General features: G+C 66.4%; 28 protein-coding genes. 14 read left to right on the top strand and 14 right to left on the bottom strand.

The genetic code is table 11. From position 1 onward, the window contains the following. Nucleotides 1-15 precede the first annotated feature (15 nt). Nucleotides 16-867, top strand: a complete 852-nt coding sequence (gene rsmA / locus RXV88_RS04375; RefSeq protein ID WP_316290884.1) for a 16S rRNA (adenine(1518)-N(6)/adenine(1519)-N(6))-dimethyltransferase RsmA — start codon at nt 16-18, stop codon at nt 865-867. An 80-nt stretch (nt 868-947) separates the two neighbouring features. On the opposite strand, the gene RXV88_RS04370 is transcribed toward rsmA, so the two are convergent. From RXV88_RS04370 to prfA, 3 genes are all read right to left on the bottom strand, one after another. After that, nucleotides 948-1,586, bottom strand: a complete 639-nt coding sequence (locus RXV88_RS04370; protein WP_316290883.1) for a DUF4167 domain-containing protein — start codon at nt 1,584-1,586, stop codon at nt 948-950. A 208-nt stretch (nt 1,587-1,794) separates the two neighbouring features. Beyond that, nucleotides 1,795-2,649, bottom strand: a complete 855-nt coding sequence (prmC, locus tag RXV88_RS04365; RefSeq protein WP_316290882.1) for a peptide chain release factor N(5)-glutamine methyltransferase — start codon at nt 2,647-2,649, stop codon at nt 1,795-1,797. Continuing rightward, complete coding sequence (gene prfA, locus RXV88_RS04360) at nt 2,646-3,695, bottom strand: peptide chain release factor 1 (RefSeq protein WP_316290881.1); 1,050 nt, start codon at nt 3,693-3,695, stop codon at nt 2,646-2,648. The genes prmC and prfA overlap by 4 nt, the downstream gene beginning before the upstream one ends. A gap of 61 nt (nt 3,696-3,756) precedes the next feature. On the opposite strand from prfA, the gene RXV88_RS04355 reads away from it, so the two are divergent. Further along, nucleotides 3,757-4,050, top strand: coding sequence for a hypothetical protein (locus RXV88_RS04355; RefSeq protein WP_316290880.1), 294 nt, complete (start codon nt 3,757-3,759; stop codon nt 4,048-4,050). Here RXV88_RS04355 and RXV88_RS04350 read toward each other — a convergent pair. The 4 genes from RXV88_RS04350 to RXV88_RS04335 all read right to left on the bottom strand — a co-directional run bounded on the left by RXV88_RS04350 (nt 3,976) and on the right by RXV88_RS04335 (nt 7,717). Further along, entirely contained in the window at nt 3,976-4,389 is a 414-nt protein-coding gene (locus tag RXV88_RS04350) for a DUF1499 domain-containing protein (RefSeq protein WP_316291049.1), read from the bottom strand. The genes RXV88_RS04355 and RXV88_RS04350 overlap by 75 nt on opposite strands. 201 nt (nt 4,390-4,590) lie before the next feature. Beyond that, nucleotides 4,591-5,550, bottom strand: coding sequence for an agmatinase (gene speB, locus RXV88_RS04345; RefSeq protein WP_316290879.1), 960 nt, complete (start codon nt 5,548-5,550; stop codon nt 4,591-4,593). 75 nt (nt 5,551-5,625) lie between these two features. Beyond that, complete coding sequence (locus RXV88_RS04340) at nt 5,626-6,786, bottom strand: M20 aminoacylase family protein (RefSeq protein ID WP_316290878.1); 1,161 nt, start codon at nt 6,784-6,786, stop codon at nt 5,626-5,628. A 37-nt stretch (nt 6,787-6,823) separates the two neighbouring features. Further along, entirely contained in the window at nt 6,824-7,717 is an 894-nt protein-coding gene (locus RXV88_RS04335; protein ID WP_316290877.1) for a LysR family transcriptional regulator, read from the bottom strand. Nucleotides 7,718-7,845: 128 nt separating this feature from the next. On the opposite strand from RXV88_RS04335, the gene RXV88_RS04330 reads away from it, so the two are divergent. Further along, on the top strand, nt 7,846-8,250 hold the full coding sequence (locus RXV88_RS04330; RefSeq protein ID WP_316290876.1) for a GFA family protein: 405 nt from the start codon (nt 7,846-7,848) through the stop codon (nt 8,248-8,250). An 18-nt stretch (nt 8,251-8,268) separates the two neighbouring features. After that, nucleotides 8,269-8,466, top strand: a complete 198-nt coding sequence (locus RXV88_RS04325) for a DUF1059 domain-containing protein (RefSeq protein WP_316290875.1) — start codon at nt 8,269-8,271, stop codon at nt 8,464-8,466. Between the two features lie 6 nt (nt 8,467-8,472). On the opposite strand, the gene RXV88_RS04320 is transcribed toward RXV88_RS04325, so the two are convergent. Then, nucleotides 8,473-9,633 carry a M20 aminoacylase family protein gene (locus RXV88_RS04320; protein ID WP_316290874.1) on the bottom strand — a complete coding sequence of 387 codons (1,161 nt, stop codon included), beginning with the start codon at nt 9,631-9,633 and terminating at the stop codon, nt 8,473-8,475. A 56-nt stretch (nt 9,634-9,689) separates the two neighbouring features. Between RXV88_RS04320 and mazG the strand changes: the two genes are divergently transcribed. Continuing rightward, entirely contained in the window at nt 9,690-10,505 is an 816-nt protein-coding gene (gene mazG, locus RXV88_RS04315; RefSeq protein WP_316290873.1) for a nucleoside triphosphate pyrophosphohydrolase, read from the top strand. A gap of 83 nt (nt 10,506-10,588) precedes the next feature. Beyond that, nucleotides 10,589-11,599, top strand: coding sequence for a Fe(3+) ABC transporter substrate-binding protein (locus RXV88_RS04310; RefSeq protein ID WP_316290872.1), 1,011 nt, complete (start codon nt 10,589-10,591; stop codon nt 11,597-11,599). Between the two features lie 68 nt (nt 11,600-11,667). Here RXV88_RS04310 and RXV88_RS04305 read toward each other — a convergent pair whose 3' ends face one another. Next, on the bottom strand, nt 11,668-12,411 hold the full coding sequence (locus tag RXV88_RS04305) for a 1-(5-phosphoribosyl)-5-[(5-phosphoribosylamino)methylideneamino] imidazole-4-carboxamide isomerase (RefSeq protein ID WP_316290871.1): 744 nt from the start codon (nt 12,409-12,411) through the stop codon (nt 11,668-11,670). A 185-nt stretch (nt 12,412-12,596) separates the two neighbouring features. Between RXV88_RS04305 and RXV88_RS04300 the strand changes: the two genes are divergently transcribed. Beyond that, the gene (locus tag RXV88_RS04300; RefSeq protein ID WP_316290870.1) at nt 12,597-13,565 is read left to right on the top strand and encodes an NAD(P)-dependent oxidoreductase; all 969 of its coding nucleotides are present in this window, start codon (nt 12,597-12,599) and stop codon (nt 13,563-13,565) included. Nucleotides 13,566-13,635: 70 nt separating this feature from the next. Here RXV88_RS04300 and RXV88_RS04295 read toward each other — a convergent pair whose 3' ends face one another. The 3 genes from RXV88_RS04295 to fabD form a co-directional block, all read right to left on the bottom strand. After that, a complete protein-coding gene (locus tag RXV88_RS04295; RefSeq protein WP_316290869.1) occupies nt 13,636-13,875 on the bottom strand; it encodes an acyl carrier protein in 240 nt (79 codons plus the stop codon). Between the two features lie 227 nt (nt 13,876-14,102). Further along, nucleotides 14,103-14,840, bottom strand: a complete 738-nt coding sequence (gene fabG, locus RXV88_RS04290; RefSeq protein ID WP_316290868.1) for a 3-oxoacyl-ACP reductase FabG — start codon at nt 14,838-14,840, stop codon at nt 14,103-14,105. A 44-nt stretch (nt 14,841-14,884) separates the two neighbouring features. Then, the gene (gene fabD / locus RXV88_RS04285) at nt 14,885-15,826 is read right to left on the bottom strand and encodes an ACP S-malonyltransferase (protein ID WP_316290867.1); all 942 of its coding nucleotides are present in this window, start codon (nt 15,824-15,826) and stop codon (nt 14,885-14,887) included. A 130-nt stretch (nt 15,827-15,956) separates the two neighbouring features. On the opposite strand from fabD, the gene RXV88_RS04280 reads away from it, so the two are divergent. Beyond that, nucleotides 15,957-17,183, top strand: coding sequence for a cytochrome b/b6 domain-containing protein (locus RXV88_RS04280; protein WP_316290866.1), 1,227 nt, complete (start codon nt 15,957-15,959; stop codon nt 17,181-17,183). A 65-nt stretch (nt 17,184-17,248) separates the two neighbouring features. Further along, nucleotides 17,249-17,935 (top strand): dimethylsulfonioproprionate lyase family protein, encoded by a 687-nt coding sequence (locus tag RXV88_RS04275; RefSeq protein ID WP_316290865.1) that lies wholly within the window; start codon nt 17,249-17,251, stop codon nt 17,933-17,935. A gap of 64 nt (nt 17,936-17,999) precedes the next feature. Here RXV88_RS04275 and RXV88_RS04270 read toward each other — a convergent pair whose 3' ends face one another. Both RXV88_RS04270 and RXV88_RS04265 read right to left on the bottom strand, forming a co-directional pair. After that, nucleotides 18,000-18,590 carry a YceI family protein gene (locus tag RXV88_RS04270; protein WP_316290864.1) on the bottom strand — a complete coding sequence of 197 codons (591 nt, stop codon included), beginning with the start codon at nt 18,588-18,590 and terminating at the stop codon, nt 18,000-18,002. A gap of 103 nt (nt 18,591-18,693) precedes the next feature. Then, nucleotides 18,694-18,921 (bottom strand): hypothetical protein, encoded by a 228-nt coding sequence (locus RXV88_RS04265; protein ID WP_316290863.1) that lies wholly within the window; start codon nt 18,919-18,921, stop codon nt 18,694-18,696. Nucleotides 18,922-19,163: 242 nt separating this feature from the next. On the opposite strand from RXV88_RS04265, the gene rpsF reads away from it, so the two are divergent. The 5 genes from rpsF (at nt 19,164) to RXV88_RS04240 (ending at nt 21,699) form a co-directional block, all read left to right on the top strand. Further along, nucleotides 19,164-19,520 (top strand): 30S ribosomal protein S6, encoded by a 357-nt coding sequence (gene rpsF / locus RXV88_RS04260; protein WP_316290862.1) that lies wholly within the window; start codon nt 19,164-19,166, stop codon nt 19,518-19,520. A 25-nt stretch (nt 19,521-19,545) separates the two neighbouring features. Further along, a complete protein-coding gene (rpsR, locus tag RXV88_RS04255) occupies nt 19,546-19,773 on the top strand; it encodes a 30S ribosomal protein S18 (protein ID WP_008328567.1) in 228 nt (75 codons plus the stop codon). Nucleotides 19,774-19,785: 12 nt separating this feature from the next. Next, nucleotides 19,786-20,415 (top strand): 50S ribosomal protein L9, encoded by a 630-nt coding sequence (gene rplI / locus RXV88_RS04250; protein WP_316290861.1) that lies wholly within the window; start codon nt 19,786-19,788, stop codon nt 20,413-20,415. Nucleotides 20,416-20,587: 172 nt separating this feature from the next. Beyond that, nucleotides 20,588-20,974 carry a helix-turn-helix transcriptional regulator gene (locus RXV88_RS04245; RefSeq protein WP_316290860.1) on the top strand — a complete coding sequence of 129 codons (387 nt, stop codon included), beginning with the start codon at nt 20,588-20,590 and terminating at the stop codon, nt 20,972-20,974. Between the two features lie 23 nt (nt 20,975-20,997). Continuing rightward, on the top strand, nt 20,998-21,699 hold the full coding sequence (locus RXV88_RS04240) for an autoinducer binding domain-containing protein (protein ID WP_316290859.1): 702 nt from the start codon (nt 20,998-21,000) through the stop codon (nt 21,697-21,699). The last annotated feature ends 98 nt before the right edge of the window (nt 21,700-21,797 follow it).

Genomic DNA, 21,797 nt, shown 5'->3' with positions numbered 1-21,797 from the left:
GGGATCAGTGAAATCATGAGCGGGATCGATGGCTTGCCGCCTCTGCGCGAGGTAATCGCGCGGCACGAGCTGCGGGCCCGCAAGGCGCTCGGGCAGAACTTTCTGCTCGATCTGAACCTGACCGCGCGGATTGCGCGGACGGCGGGGGATCTGAGCGGCATGGATGTGCTGGAGGTGGGGCCCGGCCCCGGGGGGCTGACGCGCGGTCTTCTGGCCGAGGGCGCGCGGCATGTGCTGGCGATCGAGAAGGACGCGCGCTGTCTGCCGGCGCTGGCCGAGATCGCAGAGGCCTATCCCGGGCGGCTGAGTGTGATCGAGGGAGATGCGCTGCGCATCGATCCGCTGGCGCATCTGACGCCGCCCATCGCGGTTTGCGCCAACCTGCCCTACAACGTCGGCACCGAATTGCTGGTGCGCTGGCTGACGCCCGAGGACTGGCCGCCGTTCTGGACCAGCCTCACGCTGATGTTCCAGCGCGAGGTGGCCGAGCGCATCGTGGCTCAGCCGGGAAGCAAGGCCTATGGCCGGCTGGCGATTCTGGCGCAGTGGCGTACCGAGGCACGGATCGTGCTGACCCTGCCGCCCGAGGCCTTCACCCCGCCGCCCAAGGTCAGTTCGGCCGTGGTGCATCTGCGTGCCCTGCCCGAGCCGCGCTTTCCCGCGCCGGCCGCGGTGCTGGAGCGGGTGGTCGCCATGGCCTTCAACCAGCGCCGCAAGATGTTGCGCGCCGCGTTGCGGGGGCTGCACCCCGAAATCGAGGATCTGCTGACCTCGGTCGGGATCGCGCCCACCGAACGCGCCGAACAGGTGCCGCTGGAGGCGTTCTGTGCGCTGGCCTGCGCCGTCGAGGCCGCGCGCCGGGGCTGAGGCCGCGCCAGGTCGGCAGGACGCAGCAAAAAGGCGCCCGCGGGGGCGCCTTTCGTCACTTCGGGCTGGTGCGCGGGCTGTTATTCCGCGGCGCTCGGCGTTTCGTCGCCGGAGCTGTCGGTACCGTCGGACTTGGGCTCGGACTTCTTGCGCGGGGCGCGCGGTTTGCGCGGGGCGCGGGGTTTGCGCGGCTTGTCCTCGGACGTGAGTTCGGGCTGGTTGTCCGACCGGCTTTCAGGGGTGTCCACAAGGCCGGGGCCATCGTCAGGCCCGGACATGTCGACCACGTCGGGCTGATCGGAATAAGCGGGGTCGCGCGGCGGCTGCTGCGGGCGCTGGTCGCCCTGATCGCCCGAGGTGTCGGACCCACCATGCTGCTGGTCGCGGTCCTGCCGGTCACTGCGTTCGCGGTCGCGCTGCGCCTGGCGTTCGCGGTTTTCCCGCTCTTGCTGTTCGCGGCGCTGATCCTGTTCGCGCTGCGCCTCGCTCAGCATGCGCAGGTAGTGTTCGGCGTGCTGCTGAAAGTTTTCCGCCGCGACGCGGTCGTTGGAGAGCTGCGCGTCGCGCGCAAGCTGATTGTACTTGTCGATGATCTGCTGCGGGGTGCCGCGCACCTTGCCCTCGGGGCCAGAGCTGTCGAACACACGGTTGACGACATTGCCAACCGACGAACGGTTGCGGTTCGACTTGTTCCGCGAACGGGATTTCGATGAGCGCATGGTGTGGTGTTTCCAGCCTTCGTTTTGACTGCCTGCTTTAGCGGTTCGGCGGGTACGATGTGCACCCTGATGTGCGAACCACGACAATGTATGGCTTGGCGTTCCGCGGGACCGCCGCAAGGCATCCACCGCTGGAACATCTACTGATAAACACGCCAAGCCCCGATATACAAGCATAAAACGCCGAATTTCGGGCGTAAGTGGCCGATCAGCGTCGCTTTGCGGCCGGATGACGGCCCAGGACCACCCGGTCGCGCCCGTCGAGATCCTGGATCACGGTCACCTGCCTCAGCCCGGCGTCGCGCATCATCGCACTGACCTCGGCGCCCTGAGAGGCGCCGATCTCGACCAGAAGCCGGCCTTCGGGCGCCAGAAAATCCAGCACCTGGGCAAAGATCTCGGCATAGCACGACAGCCCGTCGCCGCCGTCGCTGAGCGCCATGTGGGGTTCGTAATCGCGCACCTCTGGGGCGAGATCACGCAGCTCGTCCTGTGCGATATAGGGCGGGTTCGACACGATCAGGTCGAAGACCTCGTCGAGATCGCGCAGGGGGTCGTACCAGCTGCCCTGCTCCAGCGCCGCGCGGCCTTCGAGCTTCAGCGCGTTGCGGTTCCAGAAGGCGACGTTCAGCGCCTCTGGGCTCAGGTCGGTGCCGATGCCCCAGGCAGAGTCGCGCTCGGCCAAGAGCGTCAGCAGGATGCAGCCCGACCCGGTGCCCAGATCGAGCACGCCGCCGAAGGGTTCTGCCAAAGCCGCCTCGATCAGGGTTTCGGTTTCCGGGCGCGGGTCGAGCACCTCGGGCGTGACCAGGAATTCGCGCCCGTAGAACAGCCGCCGCCCGGTCAGGTGGCTGACCGGCACGCGCTCGGCGCGCCGTTCGATCAGCACGTTGAAGGCCACTTCGAGATGCGGGTCGACCTCTTCGCTGAGAAACAGCGTCAGCCGCCCCGGCGGCACCTTGAGCACATGCGCCAGCAGGCGGCGCGCGTCGCGGCCCGCGTCGGGCACGTCGGCGGCGTTCAACGTGGCGGTGCCGCGCGCGACAAGCTCGGCGCCCCTCATGCGCCCATTTCGGCCAGCTGCGCGGCCTGATGTTCGGCGATCAGCGCGTCGATGATGTCATCCAGATCGCCCGCCATGATCTGGTCGAGCTTGTAAAGCGTCAGGCCGATGCGGTGGTCGGTCATCCGGCCCTGCGGGAAGTTGTAGGTGCGGATCCGCTCGGAGCGGTCGCCCGAGCCCACCTGCGCCTTGCGGTCTGCCGAACGCTCGCTGTCGGCGCGCTGGCGCTCGGCGTCGTAGAGCCGCGTGCGCAGGACCTGCATGGCGATCTCGCGGTTGCGGTGCTGGGATTTCTCGGACGAGGTCACCACGATCCCGGTGGGGATATGGGTGATCCGCACGGCCGAGTCGGTGGTGTTGACGTGCTGGCCGCCCGCACCCGAGCTGCGCATCGTGTCGATGCGCAAATCGTTGGGGTCGATGCGGATGTCGACCTCTTCGGCCTCGGGCAGCACGGCGACGGTGGCGGCTGACGTATGGATGCGCCCGCCGGATTCGGTTTCGGGCACGCGCTGCACCCGGTGCACGCCGGATTCGTATTTCAGCCGGGCAAAGACGCCCTCGCCGGCGATATGCGCCGTCACGTCGCGGATGCCGCCCAGCTCGGTTTCCTGCGCCTCGACGATCTCGAAGCGCCAGCCTTTGGATTCGGCATAGCGCTGGTACATCCGCAAGAGATCGGCCGCGAAAAGCGCCGCCTCTTCGCCGCCCGTGCCTGGGCGAATCTCCAGCATGGCGGGCCGCGCATCCGCCGCGTCGCGCGGCAAAAGCGCCACCTGCAAGGCACGCTCGACCTCGGGCAGACGGGCGCGCAGGCGGGGCAGCTCGTCCTCGGCCAGGGCGCGCATTTCGGGGTCCGACAGCATCTCTTCGGTCTCGGCGATGTCCGATTGCAGCCGATCCCATTCGTCGATCTGCGCCACCACGGGCTTGAGATCGGCATATTCGCGCCCCAGCGCGGCGATGTCGCCTGCGCCCTCGGCCATCTGGGCCTCGATATAGCCAAGACGCTGGCGGAGCTGTTCAAGACGGTCTGACGGGATCATGGGTCTCTGTCCCTCAGGAATGCGCTTTGGTCAAGGGGCGAAACCGTGATACCCTTGGCCCATGATACGGATAACGCTTTTGTTTCTGGCGCTTGCGGGCCCGGCGCTGGCGGATGCCAATATCGGCGGCAAGACGGTGGATTGCTATTGCACCGACCGCACCGGCGCGCGGGTCGAGCTGGGCGAGACGATCTGCCTGCAGGTGGACGGACGCATGTTCATGGCGCAATGCCAGATGTCGCTCAACGTGCCGATGTGGCGCGAGGTGAGCGAGGGCTGCCTATCCTCCGGCCTCGGCCTGCCGCAAAGCCGTCAGCCAGCCCTCGACCCGGGCCTTGTTGACGCCCAGATCTGACTGGCCGAACCGCAGACGGGCGTAAAGCTCCAGATGGTCGTCGGCCTGCTGGACCGTCGTGTAATCGGGAAAGCCCAGCCACAGGCTGCGGGTAACATAGGTCGCGCGCCCCTCTTCGGGGCCGCCTGCCAGCACCTCGGTGCGCGGGGTTTCCAGGATGATCTGATGCAGGGTCTCGAACGTGTCAGCGCCAAGCCCGATCCGCCGCCGCACCCCGACGGCCAGATCCTGATCGGCGGTGACCTTGGGGTCGACATGCCAATCCGCCGGATCGGACGGGGCAAAGCGGATCCACGCCAGCCCGGCCACGATGGCCACCACAATGATCCAGAAAATCATCCGCACGATACCCTGATCCCGTTTTGGTTGTGCCCGAGGCACTCATTTCGAGTGATTACCCGATCTGATCCCGCCCGCCAATGCCTCGTTCGCGTCAGGCGACGGGCGTCCCACGATTCGGGCGCGGGGGAAAGGCCATAGGGCGGATTTTCGCGATTTCCCGCCGATCGTGCCGGGTGCTGCGCACCAGCGGCGGCCGCGTCAGCGCCGGGTCCAGCCCCAGAGACAGCAAAGCTCGGTCGCCACATGCGCGCCCGCGATCGCCGTGGCCCCGGTGGTGTCGAAAGGCGGCGACACCTCGACCACATCGCCGCCCACCATGTTGATCCCGGCGATGCCGCGCAGGATCACCGCCGCCTGATGACTCGTCAGCCCGCCCCAGACCGGCGTGCCGGTGCCCGGCGCAAAGGCCGGGTCCAGCGCGTCGATGTCGAAGGTCAGATAGGCGGGATGATCGCCCAGGATGTCGCGGATGCGCGCCGCCACCGCCTCGGGCCCCTCGCGGTGCACCGCGCGCGCGTCGATGATGTTGAAGCCCAGCGTGTCGGGGTTGTCGGTGCGGATGCCCACCTGGACCGACCGCGCCGGATCCACCAGCCCCAGCTTGACCGCCTTGTACATAAACGTGCCGTGGTCGATGCGGGACATGTCGTCATCCGCCCAGGTGTCGGTATGGGCGTCGAATTGCAGCACCGACAGGGGGCCGTATTTCGCCGCATGGGCGCGCAGGATCGGCAGGGTGATCGAATGGTCGCCCCCCAGCGCGATGCAGCCGGTGCCACTGTCGAGGATCCCTTTGACATGCGCCTCGAGCGTGGCGGGAAACCCCGCCACATCGGCATAATCGAAGGCCAGATCGCCGTAATCGGCGATGGCGAACTCGCTCAGCACGTCATAACCCCAGCCGTAAGGCGCGTCGCAAGGCTGCAAGAGCGACGCCTCGCGGATCGCGCGCGGGCCCAGACGAGTGCCGGGGCGGTTGGTCACCGCCTGGTCGAAGGGCACGCCTGTCACCGCCAGATCGGCCATGCTGAGGTCCTTGGTGTAGCGCCGCCGCAGGAACGAGGCGGCGCCGCCGAAGACGTTCTCGAACGACGGCCCCTTGAGGTCTTGGCCGGTAAAGGCGCGATCCACTTCGGTCTTGGCGTCTTCCAATGCCATGCGATGCGGCCCTTTCGTGCAACGGGGTGGGTGGGTGGACGTTGCGCGAAAGGGCCGCGCGACGCCTGCCCCGGATCAGAGCGGCAGGGCCTTTTCGACCAGCCGCGCGAAAAACGACACGCCCACGGGCGCGATGGCGTCGTTGAAATCATAGGCCGGGTGGTGGCAGACCGGTGTGTCGCCCTGCCCGAGGAACAGATAGGCCCCCGGACGCGCCTCGAGCATATACGAGAAATCCTCGGCCGCCATGATCGGCGGGGTGGCCTCGTCGACGTGATCGGCACCCACCACCTCGCGCGCGGCCTCGGCGGCAAAACCGGCCTGGGCGGGGTGGTTGATCGTCGGCGGATAGCCTTTCTCGTAGGTCACGCGGGCCGACATGCCAAAGCTCTTGGCCTGAAACTCGGCAATTTCAGCCATCCGGTCGATGACCAGCTGCTGCACCTCGGGCTGGAACCAGCGCACGGTTCCGACGATGCGGGCGCTGTCGGCGATGATGTTCGTGCCGCCATCGGCATGGATCTGCGTCACCGTCAGCACCAGTTGATCGAGCGGGTCGGCATTGCGGCTGACGATGGTCTGCAGCGCCTGCACGATGCTCACCGCCGCCATCACCGGATCGCGCGCCTGATGCGGCATGGCACCGTGGCCGCCCTGCCCCTGCACGTCGATATAGAACGTGTCCACCGCCGCCATCAGCGGCCCCGGCGCGGTCAGGATGTTGCCCGCCGTCTCGCCCGGCGCGTTGTGGATGCCGTAGACCTCGTCGATGCCGAAGTGATCCATCATGCCCTCTTCGACCATGATGCGCCCGCCGCCCTCGCCCTCTTCAGCAGGCTGAAAGATCAGCGCCACGCGGCCGGCGAAATTGCGGGTCTCGGCGAGGTATTTCGCCGCCCCCAGCAGCATGACCGTATGGCCGTCGTGCCCGCAGGCATGCATCTTGCCCGGCACGGTCGAGGCATGGGCGGCGCCGCTGATCTCGGCGATGGGCAGCGCGTCCATATCGGCGCGCAGCCCGATGGTGCGCCCGGGGCCACGCCCCTCGATGATGGCCACGACACCCGATTGCGCCCATCCTTCGGAAATTTCCGAAATACCGAACGAGCGCAGCTTGTCCACGACGAAGGTCGCGGTCTGGTGGCACTCCAGCCCCAGTTCCGGGTGCTGGTGCAGATGCCGCCGCCAGGCGGTCAGATCGGCCTCCATGGCCGCGATGGAATTGATGATTGGCATTGGCCACCTCCCGCCGCGCAACCTTGACCGAAACGGCTCAGGGTACAAGGGGGGCGCCGCCCGCCGCCTGCCGTTTCAGCCAACGGATGAAGTGACGCACCGCCGGGCGGTGGGCCAGCGGCAGGGTGTGAATATGAAAGGCGCCTGCGTCCTTTTCGGCGAAAAAGCCCACAAGCGCGCCGCTCTCCAGCGCATCCGCCACCCACGAGCGCACCGTATAGGTCAGCCCGTCGCCGCGCCGCACCGCCCGCAGAATCAGGTTGCCCGGCATGTGCGAGATGTTTCCCGGCCGCCGCTCCGGCGGAAGGCCATGGCGCGCGCACCACTCCGCCACCTCGTCGGTGCCAAGCTCTTGCAGCCACGGCAGCCCCAGCAGATCGGCGGGATCGCGCAGCTCGCGCCCGGCGACCAGCTCGGGCGTTCCGACCACCAACAGATCGCAGCTCAGCAGCACATCCGCGCCCTCGGGCAGCCTGTCCTTGCGCGCATAGCGGATCGCCAAATCCATGCCACCGGGCCGCAGCTCGACCAGCTTGCCGCTGGGGTTCAGCATCAGCGTGATCTCGGGGTGCTGCGTCTGAAACTCCGCCAGCCGGGGCATCAGCCATTGCACCGCAAAGGCGGGCGACATCGTCACCTGCACGGGCCGCTCATGTCCGGTGTCGCGCAGCGCCTCGATGCTGTTTCGGATGGTCCGGAACCCGGCGTTCAGATCCCGCGCCAGCCGCGCGCCCTCTTCGGTCAGCACCACGCCGCGCCCCGCCCGGGCGACCAGCTGCAGATCGAGATCGCGCTCAAGCGCCTTGACCTGCTGAACGATCGCCCCGTGCGTGACGTTGAGCGCAAGGCCCGCACGCGAGTACGAACCGGTCTCGGCCAGCACCGCAAAGGCGCGCAAGGCGTTCAGAGATGGCAGCGCGGTCCAGCTCACCTGTGAGATTTCCTGACAATTCCCGAGAATTATTATGTCGCATTTTCGCGGGCTTCTGCCAAGCTTGCCGGGGTATCACGCAAACTTCACCGGTTTTTCGCAGAAATTCTGACAGGAGGACAGGCGCCATGACCGCCCCCAACCCCCATCACGACGGCGGCTGTATGTGCGGTGCGATCCGCTACCGCCTGCACGGGCCCTTCACCTATTCCGCCCATTGCCACTGCCGGTCCTGCCAGCGCGCGGTGGGCGCGGGCTTTGCCACCTATTCCGCCGTCGCCCCGGACAATTTCGAGATCCTGCAAGGTGAGATGGCGATCTATCATTCCTCGCCCGGCGTGCGGCGCGGGTTCTGCGGAACCTGCGGCACCTCGCTCAGCTATGCCGGGGACGACTGGACCGACTACGCCATTCTCAGCGCCACGCTCGACGATCCCTCGGCGGCAAGGCCCACGACGAATGTCTATGTCAGCGAAAAGCAGCCCTGGGTGGTGCTGGACGAACGCCTGCGCGCCTATCCGAAATTCCCCTGACCGTCCGGAGAAGAGATCATGAAAGCCTATTCCTATGCCTGCCGCGATTGCGAGGGGATGGAGGCCTGCCCGGCCTCCGTCGTCGCCGAGACCGAAGCGGAGGTCTGGCAGCTGATGGAGGCCCACGCCCGCATCGCCCACGACGAAAACCCCGCCGAGTGGGACAAGGACACGCGCGACTATCTGGCGACTCTGATCCGCCCGGTCGAGGTCTGACGCCGCTCAGGCCGACAGCGGCTGGCGCGTCTCGATCAGCCGCGCGAAGAAGGACGCGCCGAAGGGCGCTGCCGCGTCGTTGAAATCGAATTCCGGGTGGTGCACCGACGGGCCGATCCCCTGCCCCAGAAACAGGAAACATCCCGGACGGGCGTTGAGCATGTAGGAAAAATCCTCGGCCCCCATCTCGGGCGGCAGGTCGTCGATCACGCGGCCCGACACCTGCCGCGCCACCTCGGCCGCCTGCGCGGTTTCAGCGGCGGGGTTGATCGTGGCGGGGTAGTTGCGGTGATAGGTGACCTCGGCCGTCACGCCATGCGCGGCGGCAAGCCCCTCGGCCAGCGCCCGCAGCCGCGTCTCGGCCAGATCGCGCAGCGCCGGGTCGAAGCTGCGCACCGTGCCGGACATATAGACACGGTCGGCGATGATGTTCATCGCCGTACCCCCGTGCATCTGCGTCAGCGACACCACCAGCGACGCCACCGGATCGGCATTGCGCGACACGATGGTCTGCAAGCCCTGCCCGATCGCCAGCGCCGCCGGCATCGGATCGCGGCACATATGCGGATAGGCGGCGTGGCCGCCGACGCCCTTCACCGCGATCTCGAATTCGTCCACCGACGCCATGATCGGGCCCGGGCAGGTTCGGAATTCGCCAAGCTCGCCGAAAGGGTCGGTGTGCAGGGCATAGACCTCGTCGATGCCGAAACGCTCCATCATGCCCTCCTCGACCATGATGCGCCCGCCGCCGATGACCTCTTCGGCGGGCTGAAAGATCAGCGCCACCCGGCCCGCGAAATTACGCGTCTCGGCAAGGTATTTCGCCGCGCCGAGCAGCATCGCGGTGTGGCCGTCATGCCCACAGGCGTGCATGCGCCCCGGCACGGTCGAGGCCCAGTCGACCCCGGTGCGTTCCTCCATCGGCAGCGCGTCCATATCGGCGCGCAGGCCGGTGCAGGGCCCCTCGCCCTGCCCCTCGATGATCGCCACGACGCCGGATGTCGCCAATCCTTCGGTAATTTCCGAAATACCGAAAGAGCGCAGTTTCTCGACCACGAAGGCCGCCGTCCGGTGGCAGTCGAGCCCCAGCTCGGGGTTGCGGTGCAGATGCTGGCGCCAGGCGGTCATGTCCTCGGCAAAGGCGGCGATTCGGTTGATGACGGGCAATGCTGGACTCCTTTGGCGGATTGTCTCATCCCTTGCCCAAACGGAGGGACAATGCAATGAGCGACGATCTGATCCACGACCCCAAGGGCGGGATGCCGCGGCTGCTGGAGATCATGCGCCGTCTGCGCGACCCCGAGACCGGCTGCCCCTGGGACATCGAGCAGGATTTCGCCAGCATCGCGCCCTACACCATCGAAGAGGCCTATGAGGTCGCCGACGCCATCGAACGGCAGGCCTGGGACGAGCTGAGGGGCGAGCTGGGCGATCTGCTACTGCAATCGGTCTATCACACCCAGATGGCGGCCGAGGCGGGGATGTTCACCTTCGACGACGTGGCCAACGCCATCGGCGACAAGATGGTCGCGCGCCATCCGCATGTCTTCGGCGACGAAAGCCGGGACAAATCCGCCGAACAACAGACCCGCGACTGGGAGGCGATCAAGGCCGCCGAGCGCGCGGGCAAGGCCGAGACCGGGGTGCTCGACGGCGTGGCGCGGGGCCTTCCGGCGCTGACTCGAGCGGTCAAGCTGCAAAAGCGCGCGGCGCGGGTGGGGTTCGACTGGCCCAGCACGGATCAGGTGATCGACAAGCTGATCGAAGAGGCCCAAGAGCTGCGCGAGGCCACCGACCCCGACCACCGGCACGAAGAATTCGGCGACATGATGTTCGTCATGGCCAATCTCGCCCGGCATCTGGGCATCGACCCCGAAGAGGCCCTGCGCGCCGCCAACGCCAAGTTCACCCGCCGCTTTCAGGCCATCGAGGCCGCGCTCGCCGCCCAAGGCCGCGGGCCGCAGGACAGCGATCTGGCGGAGATGGACGCGCTCTGGGATGCGGCAAAGGCGCGCGAAAAGGGGCTCACAAATACCTGATCTAAAAAATCGGGTATTGACCCGAGTGTTTTTGTCGGATTTATGGGCGGTGTAATCGAAACACCAAGCCTTGGGAGGTTTGCATGTCATTCCGCACCACCACCGCCGCCGCGTTGGCCCTGGCCACCACCGCAGCACCGGCCTTCGCCGACGAGGTCAACGTCTATTCTTACCGCCAGCCGCAGCTGATCCAGCCGCTGACCGACGCCTTCACCAAGGCCACCGGCATCGAGGTCAACGTCGCCTATCTGGAAAAGGGCATGGTCGAGCGTCTGCTGGCCGAGGGCGACCGCTCGCCCGCCGACCTGATCCTGACGGTCGACATCTCGCGCCTGGCCGCCGCGGTCGACGCGGGCGTCACCCAGCCGGTGACCAGCGACACGCTGATCCAGAACGTGCCCGCGCAATACCGCGACCCGGACAACCAATGGTTCGGCGTCACCACCCGCGCCCGCATCGTCTATGCCAGCAAGGACCGCGTGGCCGATGGCGAGCTGACCAGCTACGAAGAGCTGGCCACCCCGGAATGGGAAGGCCGCATCTGCACCCGCTCGGGCACGCACCCCTACACGATCGCGCTGGTGTCGGCGATGATCCACCACCACGGCGAAAAGGCCGCCAAGGAATGGCTCGAGGGCGTCAAGGCGAACCTGGCGCGCAAGCCGCAGGGCAACGACCGCGCACAGGTCAAGGCAATCTGGGCCGGGCAGTGCGACGTGAGCCTGGGCAACACCTATTACATGGGCGAGATGCTGGAGGACGAGGAACAGGCGGAATGGGCCAATTCCGTGCGCATCCTGTTCCCCGAGTTCGAGAACGGCGGCACCCATGTGAATATCTCGGGCGTGGCGATGACCAAGGCGGCGCCGAACCGCGACAACGCGCTTAAGATGATGGAATACCTGACCTCGCCCGAGGCGCAGGAGATCTATGCCGCGGCCAACTACGAATACCCCATCGCGCCGGGCACCGAGCCGGTGGCGCTGGTCAACAACTGGGGCAGCTTCACCGCCGACGACGTCAACCTGATGACGCTCGCAGGCTACAGCGCCGATGCGCTGCGCCTGGTCGAAGAGGTCGATTTCGACGGCTGATTGCGCCCTCCGAACGTTGAGACGCCGCCGGTCCCCCGGCGGCGTTTTTCATTCCGGCCCGGGGACGGCTATTGGAAATCGGCGACCTTTTCGCGGCTTTCCTGCGCCACGCTCAGCGCATCGGCCAATGCGAAGGTCTTGCGCATCAGCGCCCGCCCCACCAGTACGCCCGCGATGTTGTAGACGTATTTCAGCCGCGCGATATCGTCGAGCGTATCGACCACGCCGCTGGCGATCACCGGATGGCGGGTGTGCGCCGCCAGCCCCGTGATCAGCCCCAGCTGGGCATCCACATCCTCGTCGTCGCTGTCGATATCGGTCACGACCACGCCAGCCAGCGGCACGTCGCGGAACGAGTCGAGGAAGGCCTCGGGCGTGAAGGCGCTGGGGGTATTCCAGCCATGGGTCATCAGCTTGCCCTGCCAGACGTCGAGGCTCAGCACCACCATGTCGGGGTGGTATTTGGCCAGTTCCATCACCACGCGCGGGGCCTGCACCGCCAGCGTGCCGATGACGACCTGGCCCGCGCCCTTGTCGATCCAGTATTCCGCCCGCTCGCGCGAGCGGATGCCGCCGGCGATCTGCACCGGCACGCCGACCTTGCGCAGCAGGGTCTCGATCAGCGCGTCGTTGCCCTGCGCGCCGGCAATCGCGTCGAAATCGGTGATGCGCAGCGCGCTGGCGCCCGCCTCGACAAAGCCCAAGGCGGTTTCGACCGGGTCCACATGCCAGAGGATCGGGTCCGCCATCCGGCCCTTGCGCAGCGTCACGCAGCGCCCGTTCTGCAATTCGAGTGTCGGTATGATCTGCATGGCAACCTCTCCTGCGCCGTGGACGCGCAATGCGTCCGGATCAGAGCATAATAGCGATCCCGCGCGTCCTGTCGTTTGCACACGACATGTCGACGCCGCTTCGCGGCATCGACCGCCCGGCATGGCATTCGGGGCGGGATGGGCGTAGGGTTGATGGTATACCAAAAGGGAAAGGCGGTCGCGGAATGGACGAGAAATTTCTGATCACCGGCGCGTCGGGCTGCATCGGGTCCTGGGTGCTTTACCACCTTCAGCGCGAAGGCGCGGCCTTTGTCGCCTCGGACCTGCGCAAGGATCTGGCGCGGCCCCGGCTTTTGATGGAGGACGACGCGCTCGACGCCATCGCGTGGATCGAGCTCGATGTCACCGACGGCGCAGCGGTGCGCGCCGCCGTCGAGGATCACGGCATCACACATATCGTGCATCTGGCCGGGCTGCAGGTGCCGTTCGTTAAGGCCAACCCGCCGCTGGGCGCGGCGGTGAACGTCACCGGCACCACCAACATCTTCGAGGCCGCGCGGCATTGCGGCGTCAGCGGGCTGAGCTATGCCAGTTCGATGGCCGTCTTCGGCCCCGCCACGGCCTATCCTCCAGGGCGCATCGCCGACGACGCGCCGCGCCTGCCAGATACGCTTTACGGCGTCACCAAGATGGCGAACGAGGATATGGCGCGCATCTACTGGCAGGAATGGGAGGTCGGCAGCGTCGGGCTGCGCCCGGGTGTGGTCTATGGCGTGGGCCGCGACCAGGGCATCAGTTCAGACACCGCGCGGGCGCTGCTGGCCGTCGCCGCAGGGGCGCCCTTCCACATCCGTTTCGACGGGCCGGTCGCGCTGCAGCACGCCAGCGACGTGGCGCGGATGTTCATCGGCTGCGCGCGCGCCGGGCACCGCGGGGCGGCGGCCTGCAACCTGCGCAACGACGTGGTCGAGGTCGCGGATTTCGTCGACATGGTGCTGCGGCAGGAACCCGGCGCACAGATCACCTATGAACGCGGCACGCCGCTGCCTGTGGCGGCGGATTACGACGACGCGGCGCTGCGCGGCGTTCTGGGCGAGGTGCCGCATATCCCGCTGGAGCGCGCCATCGAGACCGACATCGCGCAATTCCGCGCGTTGCTGGCGCGTGGCCTGCTGCAGCCCGAAAGCTCCTGACGCGGCACACACAACGAGAAACGGCGCCCCCGGATGGGAGCGCCGCTGAAATTTCCGATCCGTCGGGGGATCAGGAGTCGTTGGCTTCCGAGATGAATTTCACCGCGTCGCCGAAGGTCTGGATGGTTTCGGCCGCGTCATCGGGAATCTCGATACCGAATTCTTCTTCGAACGCCATGACCAGCTCGACCGTGTCGAGGCTGTCTGCGCCCAGATCGTCAATGAACGACGCGCTCTCGGTCACTTTTTCTTCTTCCACGCTCAGGTGCTCGACCACGATCTTCTTCACGCGCTCTGCGATATCGCTCATATTGTCATCCTCATCGTCTGTTCGGGCCTATTGTGGCCCGGTTTGCCCTCGCCCCGAGGGGGTGGCTCTGGTTACCCTTTCGGGCGGCTCGGTCCCCCCGCGTTTCGGAGGGTCTGGCCAATCAACGCAAAACGCGCCCCCCGGCCAAAACTGACGCGCCTATAGCATACGCGGCGGGGATGGCAAATGCTTTCGCACCCCTCGCCGAACGCGCCGCGGCGCAGCATTCACAGCATCGCCATGCCGCCGTTCACATGCAGCGTCGTCCCGGTGACATAGGCCGCCTCGGGGCTGGCGAGATAGAGCACCGCCGCCGCGATCTCTTCGGGCGTGCCCATGCGGCCGGCGGGGATCTGGCCCAGAATCGCGGCCTTCTGGTCGTCGTTCAGCTTGTCGGTCATCGCGGTCTCGATAAAGCCTGGCGCCACGGCGTTGACGGTGATGCCGCGGCTGGCGACCTCGTAGGCCAGCGATTTCGACATGCCCACCATGCCCGCCTTGGCGGCGGCGTAATTGCCCTGCCCGGGGTTGCCGGTGGCCCCCACGACCGAGCTGATGTTGACGATCCGGCCCCAGCGGGCCTTCATCATGCCGCGCAGAACGCCCTTGCAGAGCTTGAAGGTCGCCGTCAGGTTCACGTCGATCACCGATTGCCATTCGTCGTCCGACATCCGCATGAAGAGGTTGTCGCGGGTGATCCCGGCGTTGTTCACCAGGATATCGACGCCACCCATCGCCTCGGCGGCCTGCTTGGGCAGCGCGGCGACGGCCTCGGGGTCCGAGAGGTTGCAGGGCAGTACATGGGCGCGTGTCCCCAGTTCGGCGGCCAGCGCCTCAAGCGGGCCGGTGCGGGTGCCCGAGAGGCCGACGGTCGCCCCGGCGGCGTGCAGCGTCTTGGCGATCTCGCCGCCGATGCCGCCAGAGGCACCGGTCACAAGCGCGGTCTTTCCAGTCAAATCGAACATGTCGTCTCCTTTTCGGGGGCGCGCGGGGGGTGCGCGCCGGGATGTCAGGCCTGCAGGCTTTCCGCCGCCGCGCGCACGTCGTCGGGCGAGCCGATGGCGCGGCCCGAGGCGTTGCGGTCGATGCGGCGCACCATGCCGGTGAGCGCCTTGCCCGCGCCGATCTCCCAGAACTCGGTCACGCCGGCGGCGGTCATGGCGGCGACGGATTCGCGCCAGCGCACCGCGCCGGTGACCTGGTCGACCAGCAGCTTGCGGATGCTGGCCGGGTCGCTGACCGGCGCCGCGGTCACATTGGCCACCAGCGGCACGGCGGGGGCTTTGATCTCGACCCCGGCCAGCGCCTCGGCCATGGCGTCGGCGGCGGGCTGCATCAGCGCGCAGTGGAACGGGGCGCTGACGGGCAGCAGAACGGCGCGCCGGGCGCCACGCGCCTTGGCCAGCTCGACCGCGCGCTCGACGGCGGCCTTGTGGCCCGAGACGACCACTTGCCCCGGATCGTTGTCGTTGGCGGCCTGGCAGACCTCGCCCTGGGCGGCCTCTTCGGCCACCGCGCGCACGTTGTCGAAGTCGAGGCCCAGCAGAGCCGCCATCGCGCCCTGCCCCACCGGAACCGCCGCCTGCATCGCCCGGCCGCGCAGCCGCAAGAGCCGCGCCGCGTCGCCGACGCTGAACGCGCCCGCCGCCGTCAGGGCGGAATATTCGCCGAGGCTGTGCCCGGCCACGAAAGAGGCCGTGTCGATCCCGACGCCCTCGGCCTCGAGCGCGCGCATCACCGCGATGGACGTGGCCATAAGCGCGGGCTGCGCGTTTTCGGTCAGGGTCAGGGTTTCGATCTCGCCCTCCCAGATCAGCGCGCTGAGCGATTCTCCGAGCGCGGCGTCAACCTCGTCGAAGACCGCCTGCGCCGCCGGATAGGCCTGGGCCAGGTCGCGGCCCATCCCGATGGTCTGCGCCCCTTGACCGGGAAACACGAACGCACGCTGCATGGAAACTCCTTCCTGTCGCCTTGTCTTTTGCCCTGTGCTTACCCGTCCCGCCCCGAACGCGCAATCCTGCACGGTCTTTGTGCGGCAGCGGTCATTGCCGCCGCCGCGCGCCGACGTAGGTTGCGCGGAAATGCAAATGAAAGACTGCACCATGGCCATGACCAACACCTCCACCCGCTACGGCGCCGTCACCAAGACGCTGCACTGGCTGACCGCGCTTGGCATTCTTGCCGCGATCCCGCTGGGCATCCTCGCCAACGATTGGGCGTTCGACACGCCCGAGGCGCTGGCCATGAAGGCGCTGCTCTTTTCGGCGCACAAGACCGTGGGCGTGACGATCTTCTTTGTGGCGCTCTTGCGGATCCTCTGGGCGCTGAGCCAGCCCAAGCCCGCGTCCCTGCACCCCGAGCGGCGGGCCGAGACGCTGCTGGCCGCCGTGGTGCACTGGCTGCTTTACGGGTCGCTGGTGGTCGTGCCGCTGGCGGGCTGGGTTCATCACGCCGCCACGTCGGGATTTGCGCCGATCTGGTGGCCCTTCGGCCAGTCGCTGCCCTTCGTGCCGAAATCCGAGGCGGTGGCCGGCACAGCCGCCGCGCTGCACATCATCTTCGAGCGGGTCCTGATCATCGCGCTCGGCCTGCATATCCTCGGCGCGCTGAAACACCACTTCGTCGACCGCGACGCCACGCTGCGCCGGATGCTGCCGGGCAAGACCGAGGCGGGCCAGCACGGCGGCAGCCACGGCGGTCTTGCCGCGCCGCTGATTGCGCTAGTGCTTTGGGCCGCAGCCCTGAGCGCGGGGGCCGGACTGGGCGCGTTCCAGCATCAGGCCAGCGCCGCGCAGGTCGCCGCCTTGCAGGAGGTCCAATCCGACTGGCAGGTGCAGGAAGGCACGCTCCAGATCGCGGTCCAGCAGCTCGGTTCCGAGGTCACGGGCAGTTTCGCCGACTGGACGGCGGACATCACCTTCGAGGACCGGGATCAGCCCGGCAAACAAGGCGAAGTGACGGTGCAGATCGCCATCGCGTCGCTGTCTCTGGGGTCGGTCACGGCGCAGGCCATGGGGCCGGATTTCTTCGACGCCACGCAATTTCCCACCGCCACCTTCCGCGCCGACATCCTGCGCGCGGCCGACGGCTATGTGGCAGACGGCACGCTGACGCTGCGCGGGGCTGAAATGCCGGTGCAAATGCCCTTTGCCCTGACGCTGGAGGGGGACAGCGCGGCGATGGACGGGCGCGTGACGCTCGACCGGCGCGACTTCGCCATCGGCGACACCATGACCGACGACAGCCAGCTGGGCTTTGCCGTCGATGTAGTCGTGTCGCTGACCGCGATACGCGCCGACGCCGAATAGGTCTTGATCCCGGCGCCGGTTTGGCTTTCTGAGGGGGCGTGACCCCCGACTGCCGCAGGTGCGCCATGACAGACCTTTCCCCATCCGCCCCGGCGCTTGGCCGGCTGACCGAAAATCCCGACTGGATCTACCTGCTGCGCGAGTTCGAATCGCTTTACCGGCAAGGGTCGGCCGGGGGCAGCACCACGATCCGCAGCCATATGAAGCGGGTGCGCGACCGGCTGTCGGCGGTGATCGCCGGAAATGCCGAGATCGCCGTCACCCCGGCCGGCACCAAGCCGGTGACCGCGCATTTCGCCCGCGCGCTCGATCTGGGCGAGCGCGGCGCGATGCAGGGCATGGCCCGCGCCCTGCGCGAGGTGCGCGACCGGCTGAACTGGGAATACGGTTATGACAAGGTGCCCAAGGGGCTGGCGCAGAAATACGCCTATTGCGAGGTGCTGGGCCCGCGCGGGCCGGTGCTGTCGGAACGGCTGATCCTGGGGTTCGTGCTGTTCGCGCCCAAGACGACCTACCCCCAGCACAGCCACCGCGACATCGAGGAAAGCTATATCTCGATCGCGGGTGCCTGGTCCGAGAACAACTCGGCGGTCTATGCGCCCGGCTCGCTGATCCTCAACAGCCCCGGCGACGAACACCGCATCACCACCGGCGACCGCGAGCCCTGTCTTCTGGCCTATGCCTGGACCGGACCCGAAGAGATGCTGCACGCGCCCGGAATGCGTCTGTCGCGCCCCCGTCGCAAGGGCTGACGGCACGAAAACACCCCCGAAGCCGCGCTTCGGGGGTGTTTTGCAGATTCCGTGAGTGCGGAGCTTAGTCGGCCTTCATTGCCTCGATCGAGATCATCACTTCGACCTCGTCCGACACGAAGGGCGCAAAGGCGCCGACGTTGAAATCGCTGCGCTTGATCGTCGTGGTGGCGTCAAACCCGGCCCAGGGCTTGTTTTCCATCGGATGGTTGCCCTGCTGGTTCAGCGTGGCGGCCAGGACGACCGGCTTAGTGACACCGTTGAGGGTCAGATCGCCGGTGATGTCGGCGGTGGTGTCGCCGGTGACCTCGATCGCGGTCGAGGTGAAGGTCACCATCTCGTCATCGGCGGCATCGAAGAAATCGGCCGACATGAAGTGATTGAAGCGGCCTTCCCAGCCGGTCAGCATGGTGCGCACCGGGAACGAAACCTCGACCGAGGAATTCTCGGGCGCGTTCTGGTCGAACTGGATCGTGCCGTCGAAGCCCGAGAACATGCCGTAGGTCGTGGAATAGCCCAGATGGTTGTAGGAAAAGACGATCTGGCTGTGGCTGGCGTCCAGAACGTAGGTTTCGGCGCCGGCGGTGGCGCTGTTGTTGGCATAGGCGGCCAAGGGCGCAAGGCCCAGGGCGGCGGCGAGGATCAGGGATTTCATCGGTCGTACCTCCAATTCAAATATGAGGAGGTATGTGATCGGCAGGGCCCAAGCCTCAATTGCACGAAAACCCGCAGTTTCTGTGCAGGGATGAACAGGAGTTTCAGCCTCGGGACGGATGGGCCGCCACGAGACAGCACAGGCCCCCCAGCAGCATCGCCAGCGACAGGCCCAGCCGCGGCAGCGACAGTTCCGGCAGCGCGCCCGGGCCCGGCGCCAGCCACCACAGGAACGCCGAAAACCCCAGTGCCCATCCCGCAGTCGACAGACACAGGCGCAACAGGAGGATGCGGGCGAAATCGGGGCGGACGTTTCCGGCACGGGACGGCATGGGACTCTCCGGTTACTCGTGTACCCTTGACCGTCCCGCCGAATGATGGCGCGAATGCGGCAAGGCCCCGGGCAATGCCCCGCCCCGGCGGAAACCCGCCGCCCTTGCGCCGCACCGCAATCCGTGTATACGGAGCCTCGCCTTTCGCAGAAACGTTTGAACCGCGCAGTCTCTCGTGGGCCGGCGCGAAAGGTCTGGCAGCCGCGCCCTTTGAAATGCGCCCGGATAGAAATGGAGCACGCATGCCGCTTTATGAGCATGTCTTTATTGCGCGTCAGGACTTGTCCAACACGCAAGCCGAAGGCCTTATCGAACATTTCGGCACCGTCCTGGCCGACAACGGCGGAAAGCTGGTCGAGCAGGAATACTGGGGCGTCAAGACGATGGCCTACAAGATCAACAAGAACCGCAAGGGCCACTACGCCTATCTGCGCACCGATGCCCCCGCATCCGCCGTGCAGGAGATGGAGCGCCTGATGCGTCTGCATGACGACGTGATGCGCGTCTTGACCATCAAGGTCGACGCCCACGACGAAGGCCCCTCGGTCCAGATGCAGAAGCGCGACGAACGTGGCGACCGCCGCGAACGCCGCAACTGATCACCTGAAGAAGAGGATATAACCTATGGCTGCAAAACCGTTTTTCCGCCGCCGCAAGGTCTGCCCCTTCTCGGGCGACAATGCACCCAAGATCGACTACAAGGACACGAAGCTGCTGCAGCGCTACATCAGCGAGCGCGGCAAGATCGTGCCTTCGCGCATCACCGCCGTATCGGCCAAGAAGCAGCGTGAACTGGCCCGCGCCATCAAGCGCGCCCGCTTCCTCGCCCTGCTGCCCTACGCCGTGAAATAAGGAGACAGGCACATGCAAGTGATCCTTCTGGAACGCGTGGCCAAGCTGGGCCAGATGGGCGACGTCGTCGACGTCAAGCCCGGCTATGCGCGCAACTACCTGCTGCTGCAGGGCAAGGCGCTGACCGCCTCGAAAGAGAACATCGCGCAATTCGAGACGCAGAAAGCGCAGCTCGAAGCCCGCAACCTCGAAACCCGCAAGGAAGCCGAGGCGTTGGGCGAAAAGCTCGACGGTCAGCAGTTCGTGGTGATTCGCTCCGCCTCGGACGGCGGCAACCTCTACGGCTCGGTCACCACCCGTGACGCCGCGGACGTGGCCACCGAGGCCGGCTTCTCGATCGACCGCAAGCAGGTCGTGATCCGCCAGCCCATCAAAGAGCTGGGCCTGCACACCGTCGAGGTGCACCTTCACCCCGAGGTCATGGTCACGATGGAGCTGAACGTTGCCCGCTCGCCCGAAGAGGCCGAGCTGCAGGCGTCGGGCAAGTCGATCCAGGAACTGGCCGCCGAGGAAGAGGCCGCCGCGGAATTCGAGATCGCCGAGCTTTTCGAGGACATCGGAGCCGCGACCTCGGAAGACGAAGAGCTGGCCGAGACGGTCGAGACCGAAGAGACCCCCGCCCGGGACGACAGCGACGACTGATCGCCACTTTTTGTGACATCAAAGAGGCCGCACAACCCATTGTGCGGCCTCTTTTTGTTCGTTTTCTGCCCATATGGCCACAAAGCTACGTATTCCTTGCCCTCGCGTCAAAGGGATGCCACGATTATCGGTACAACCGTGTAAAGTTCAGTGACTTGTGAGGTATCTAATGTTGACGAGTACCATCGACGCCCTGGTCGGGCGGCGCATCAAGCAACGCAGGCAGGCCCTGCGGATGACGCAATCGGACCTGGCTGAACAAATAGACGTCCGCTTTCAGCAGATCCAAAAGTATGAAAGCGGGCAAAACCGGGTTGCGGCCTCGCGGCTGTGGCTGATCGCGCGTGTTCTCGAAGTGCCGGTGACCTTCTTTTTCGAGCAGGACGACGACGCCGACAGCTTATGCAGCGCCCGTTTCGACGGGCGCAGCGGATCGCGCCATAGGGATGTGGTTGAATTGGTCGACACGTTATCGGATAATCAGAAGAAAGCTTTGGTGAGTTTCTTGCGTTCCTTGTCTAACGAGTCCAATCAGGTCAACCTGACCAAATCGAACTGACCGCGCCCGGGGAAAGGGGCTGCATGGAACTGATCGATCTTGCGGATCATGCGGGTGACGAAGCCCGTTATGACAGATACCTTGCGAAACTCTGCGACGAGCTGGAGTTCGACTACGCGTCCTATGCGACCGCAAACCCGCTCACCGGCGATGTGCTGGGCTATGCGACCTATCCCGACGAATGGAAGCGGCATTACGGCCAGAGCCAGATGCACGAGGTCGATCCCACGCTCTATACCTCGGCGCGCAGCATCGCGCCGGTGGACTGGTCGCGCTTTCGCCGTGACCGGAACTTCAACCGGGTGTTCGACGACGCCGGGGAATTCGGCATCTCGAAACGCGGCCTGACCGTTCCCATCCGGGGCCCCTTCGGCGATTGCGGCCTGCTGAGCGTGACGCGCGATTGCGGCGATACCGAGTGGCTGCAGCTGAAACAGAAGGTGATCGGCAACCTTCAGGTCGCCGCCGTGCACATCCATGACAGCGTGATCCAGTCGGGCACGCTGATCGCCGCGCTGGGGCATCAGGCCCTGTCGCAACGCGAGGTGGAAATCCTGCAATGGTGCGCCATGGGCAAGATGCAGCAGGACATCGCCGACATCCTGACCATCTCGCACCGCACCGTCGAAGTGCATCTCAGATCCGCCCGCACCAAGCTGCGCGCGCTCACAACCGCGCAAGCGGTGGGCCGTGGCATCGCGCTTGGCATGATCGAGCCAGGCTGAGATCGGCGAGAATCCCCCGGCTACGGGATACCCCCAATAGCGTTATTCCCGAGTTGTCGTAGGCTGTTCACAGGCTCTTAACGACACACTCAGGGGAT

This window comes from Aestuariicoccus sp. MJ-SS9 (assembly GCF_032586235.1).
Lineage (GTDB): Bacteria > Pseudomonadota > Alphaproteobacteria > Rhodobacterales > Rhodobacteraceae > Aestuariicoccus.
The sequence above is the reverse complement of the archived record's forward strand: the minus strand, read 5'-3'. Positions and strand labels throughout refer to the sequence as shown.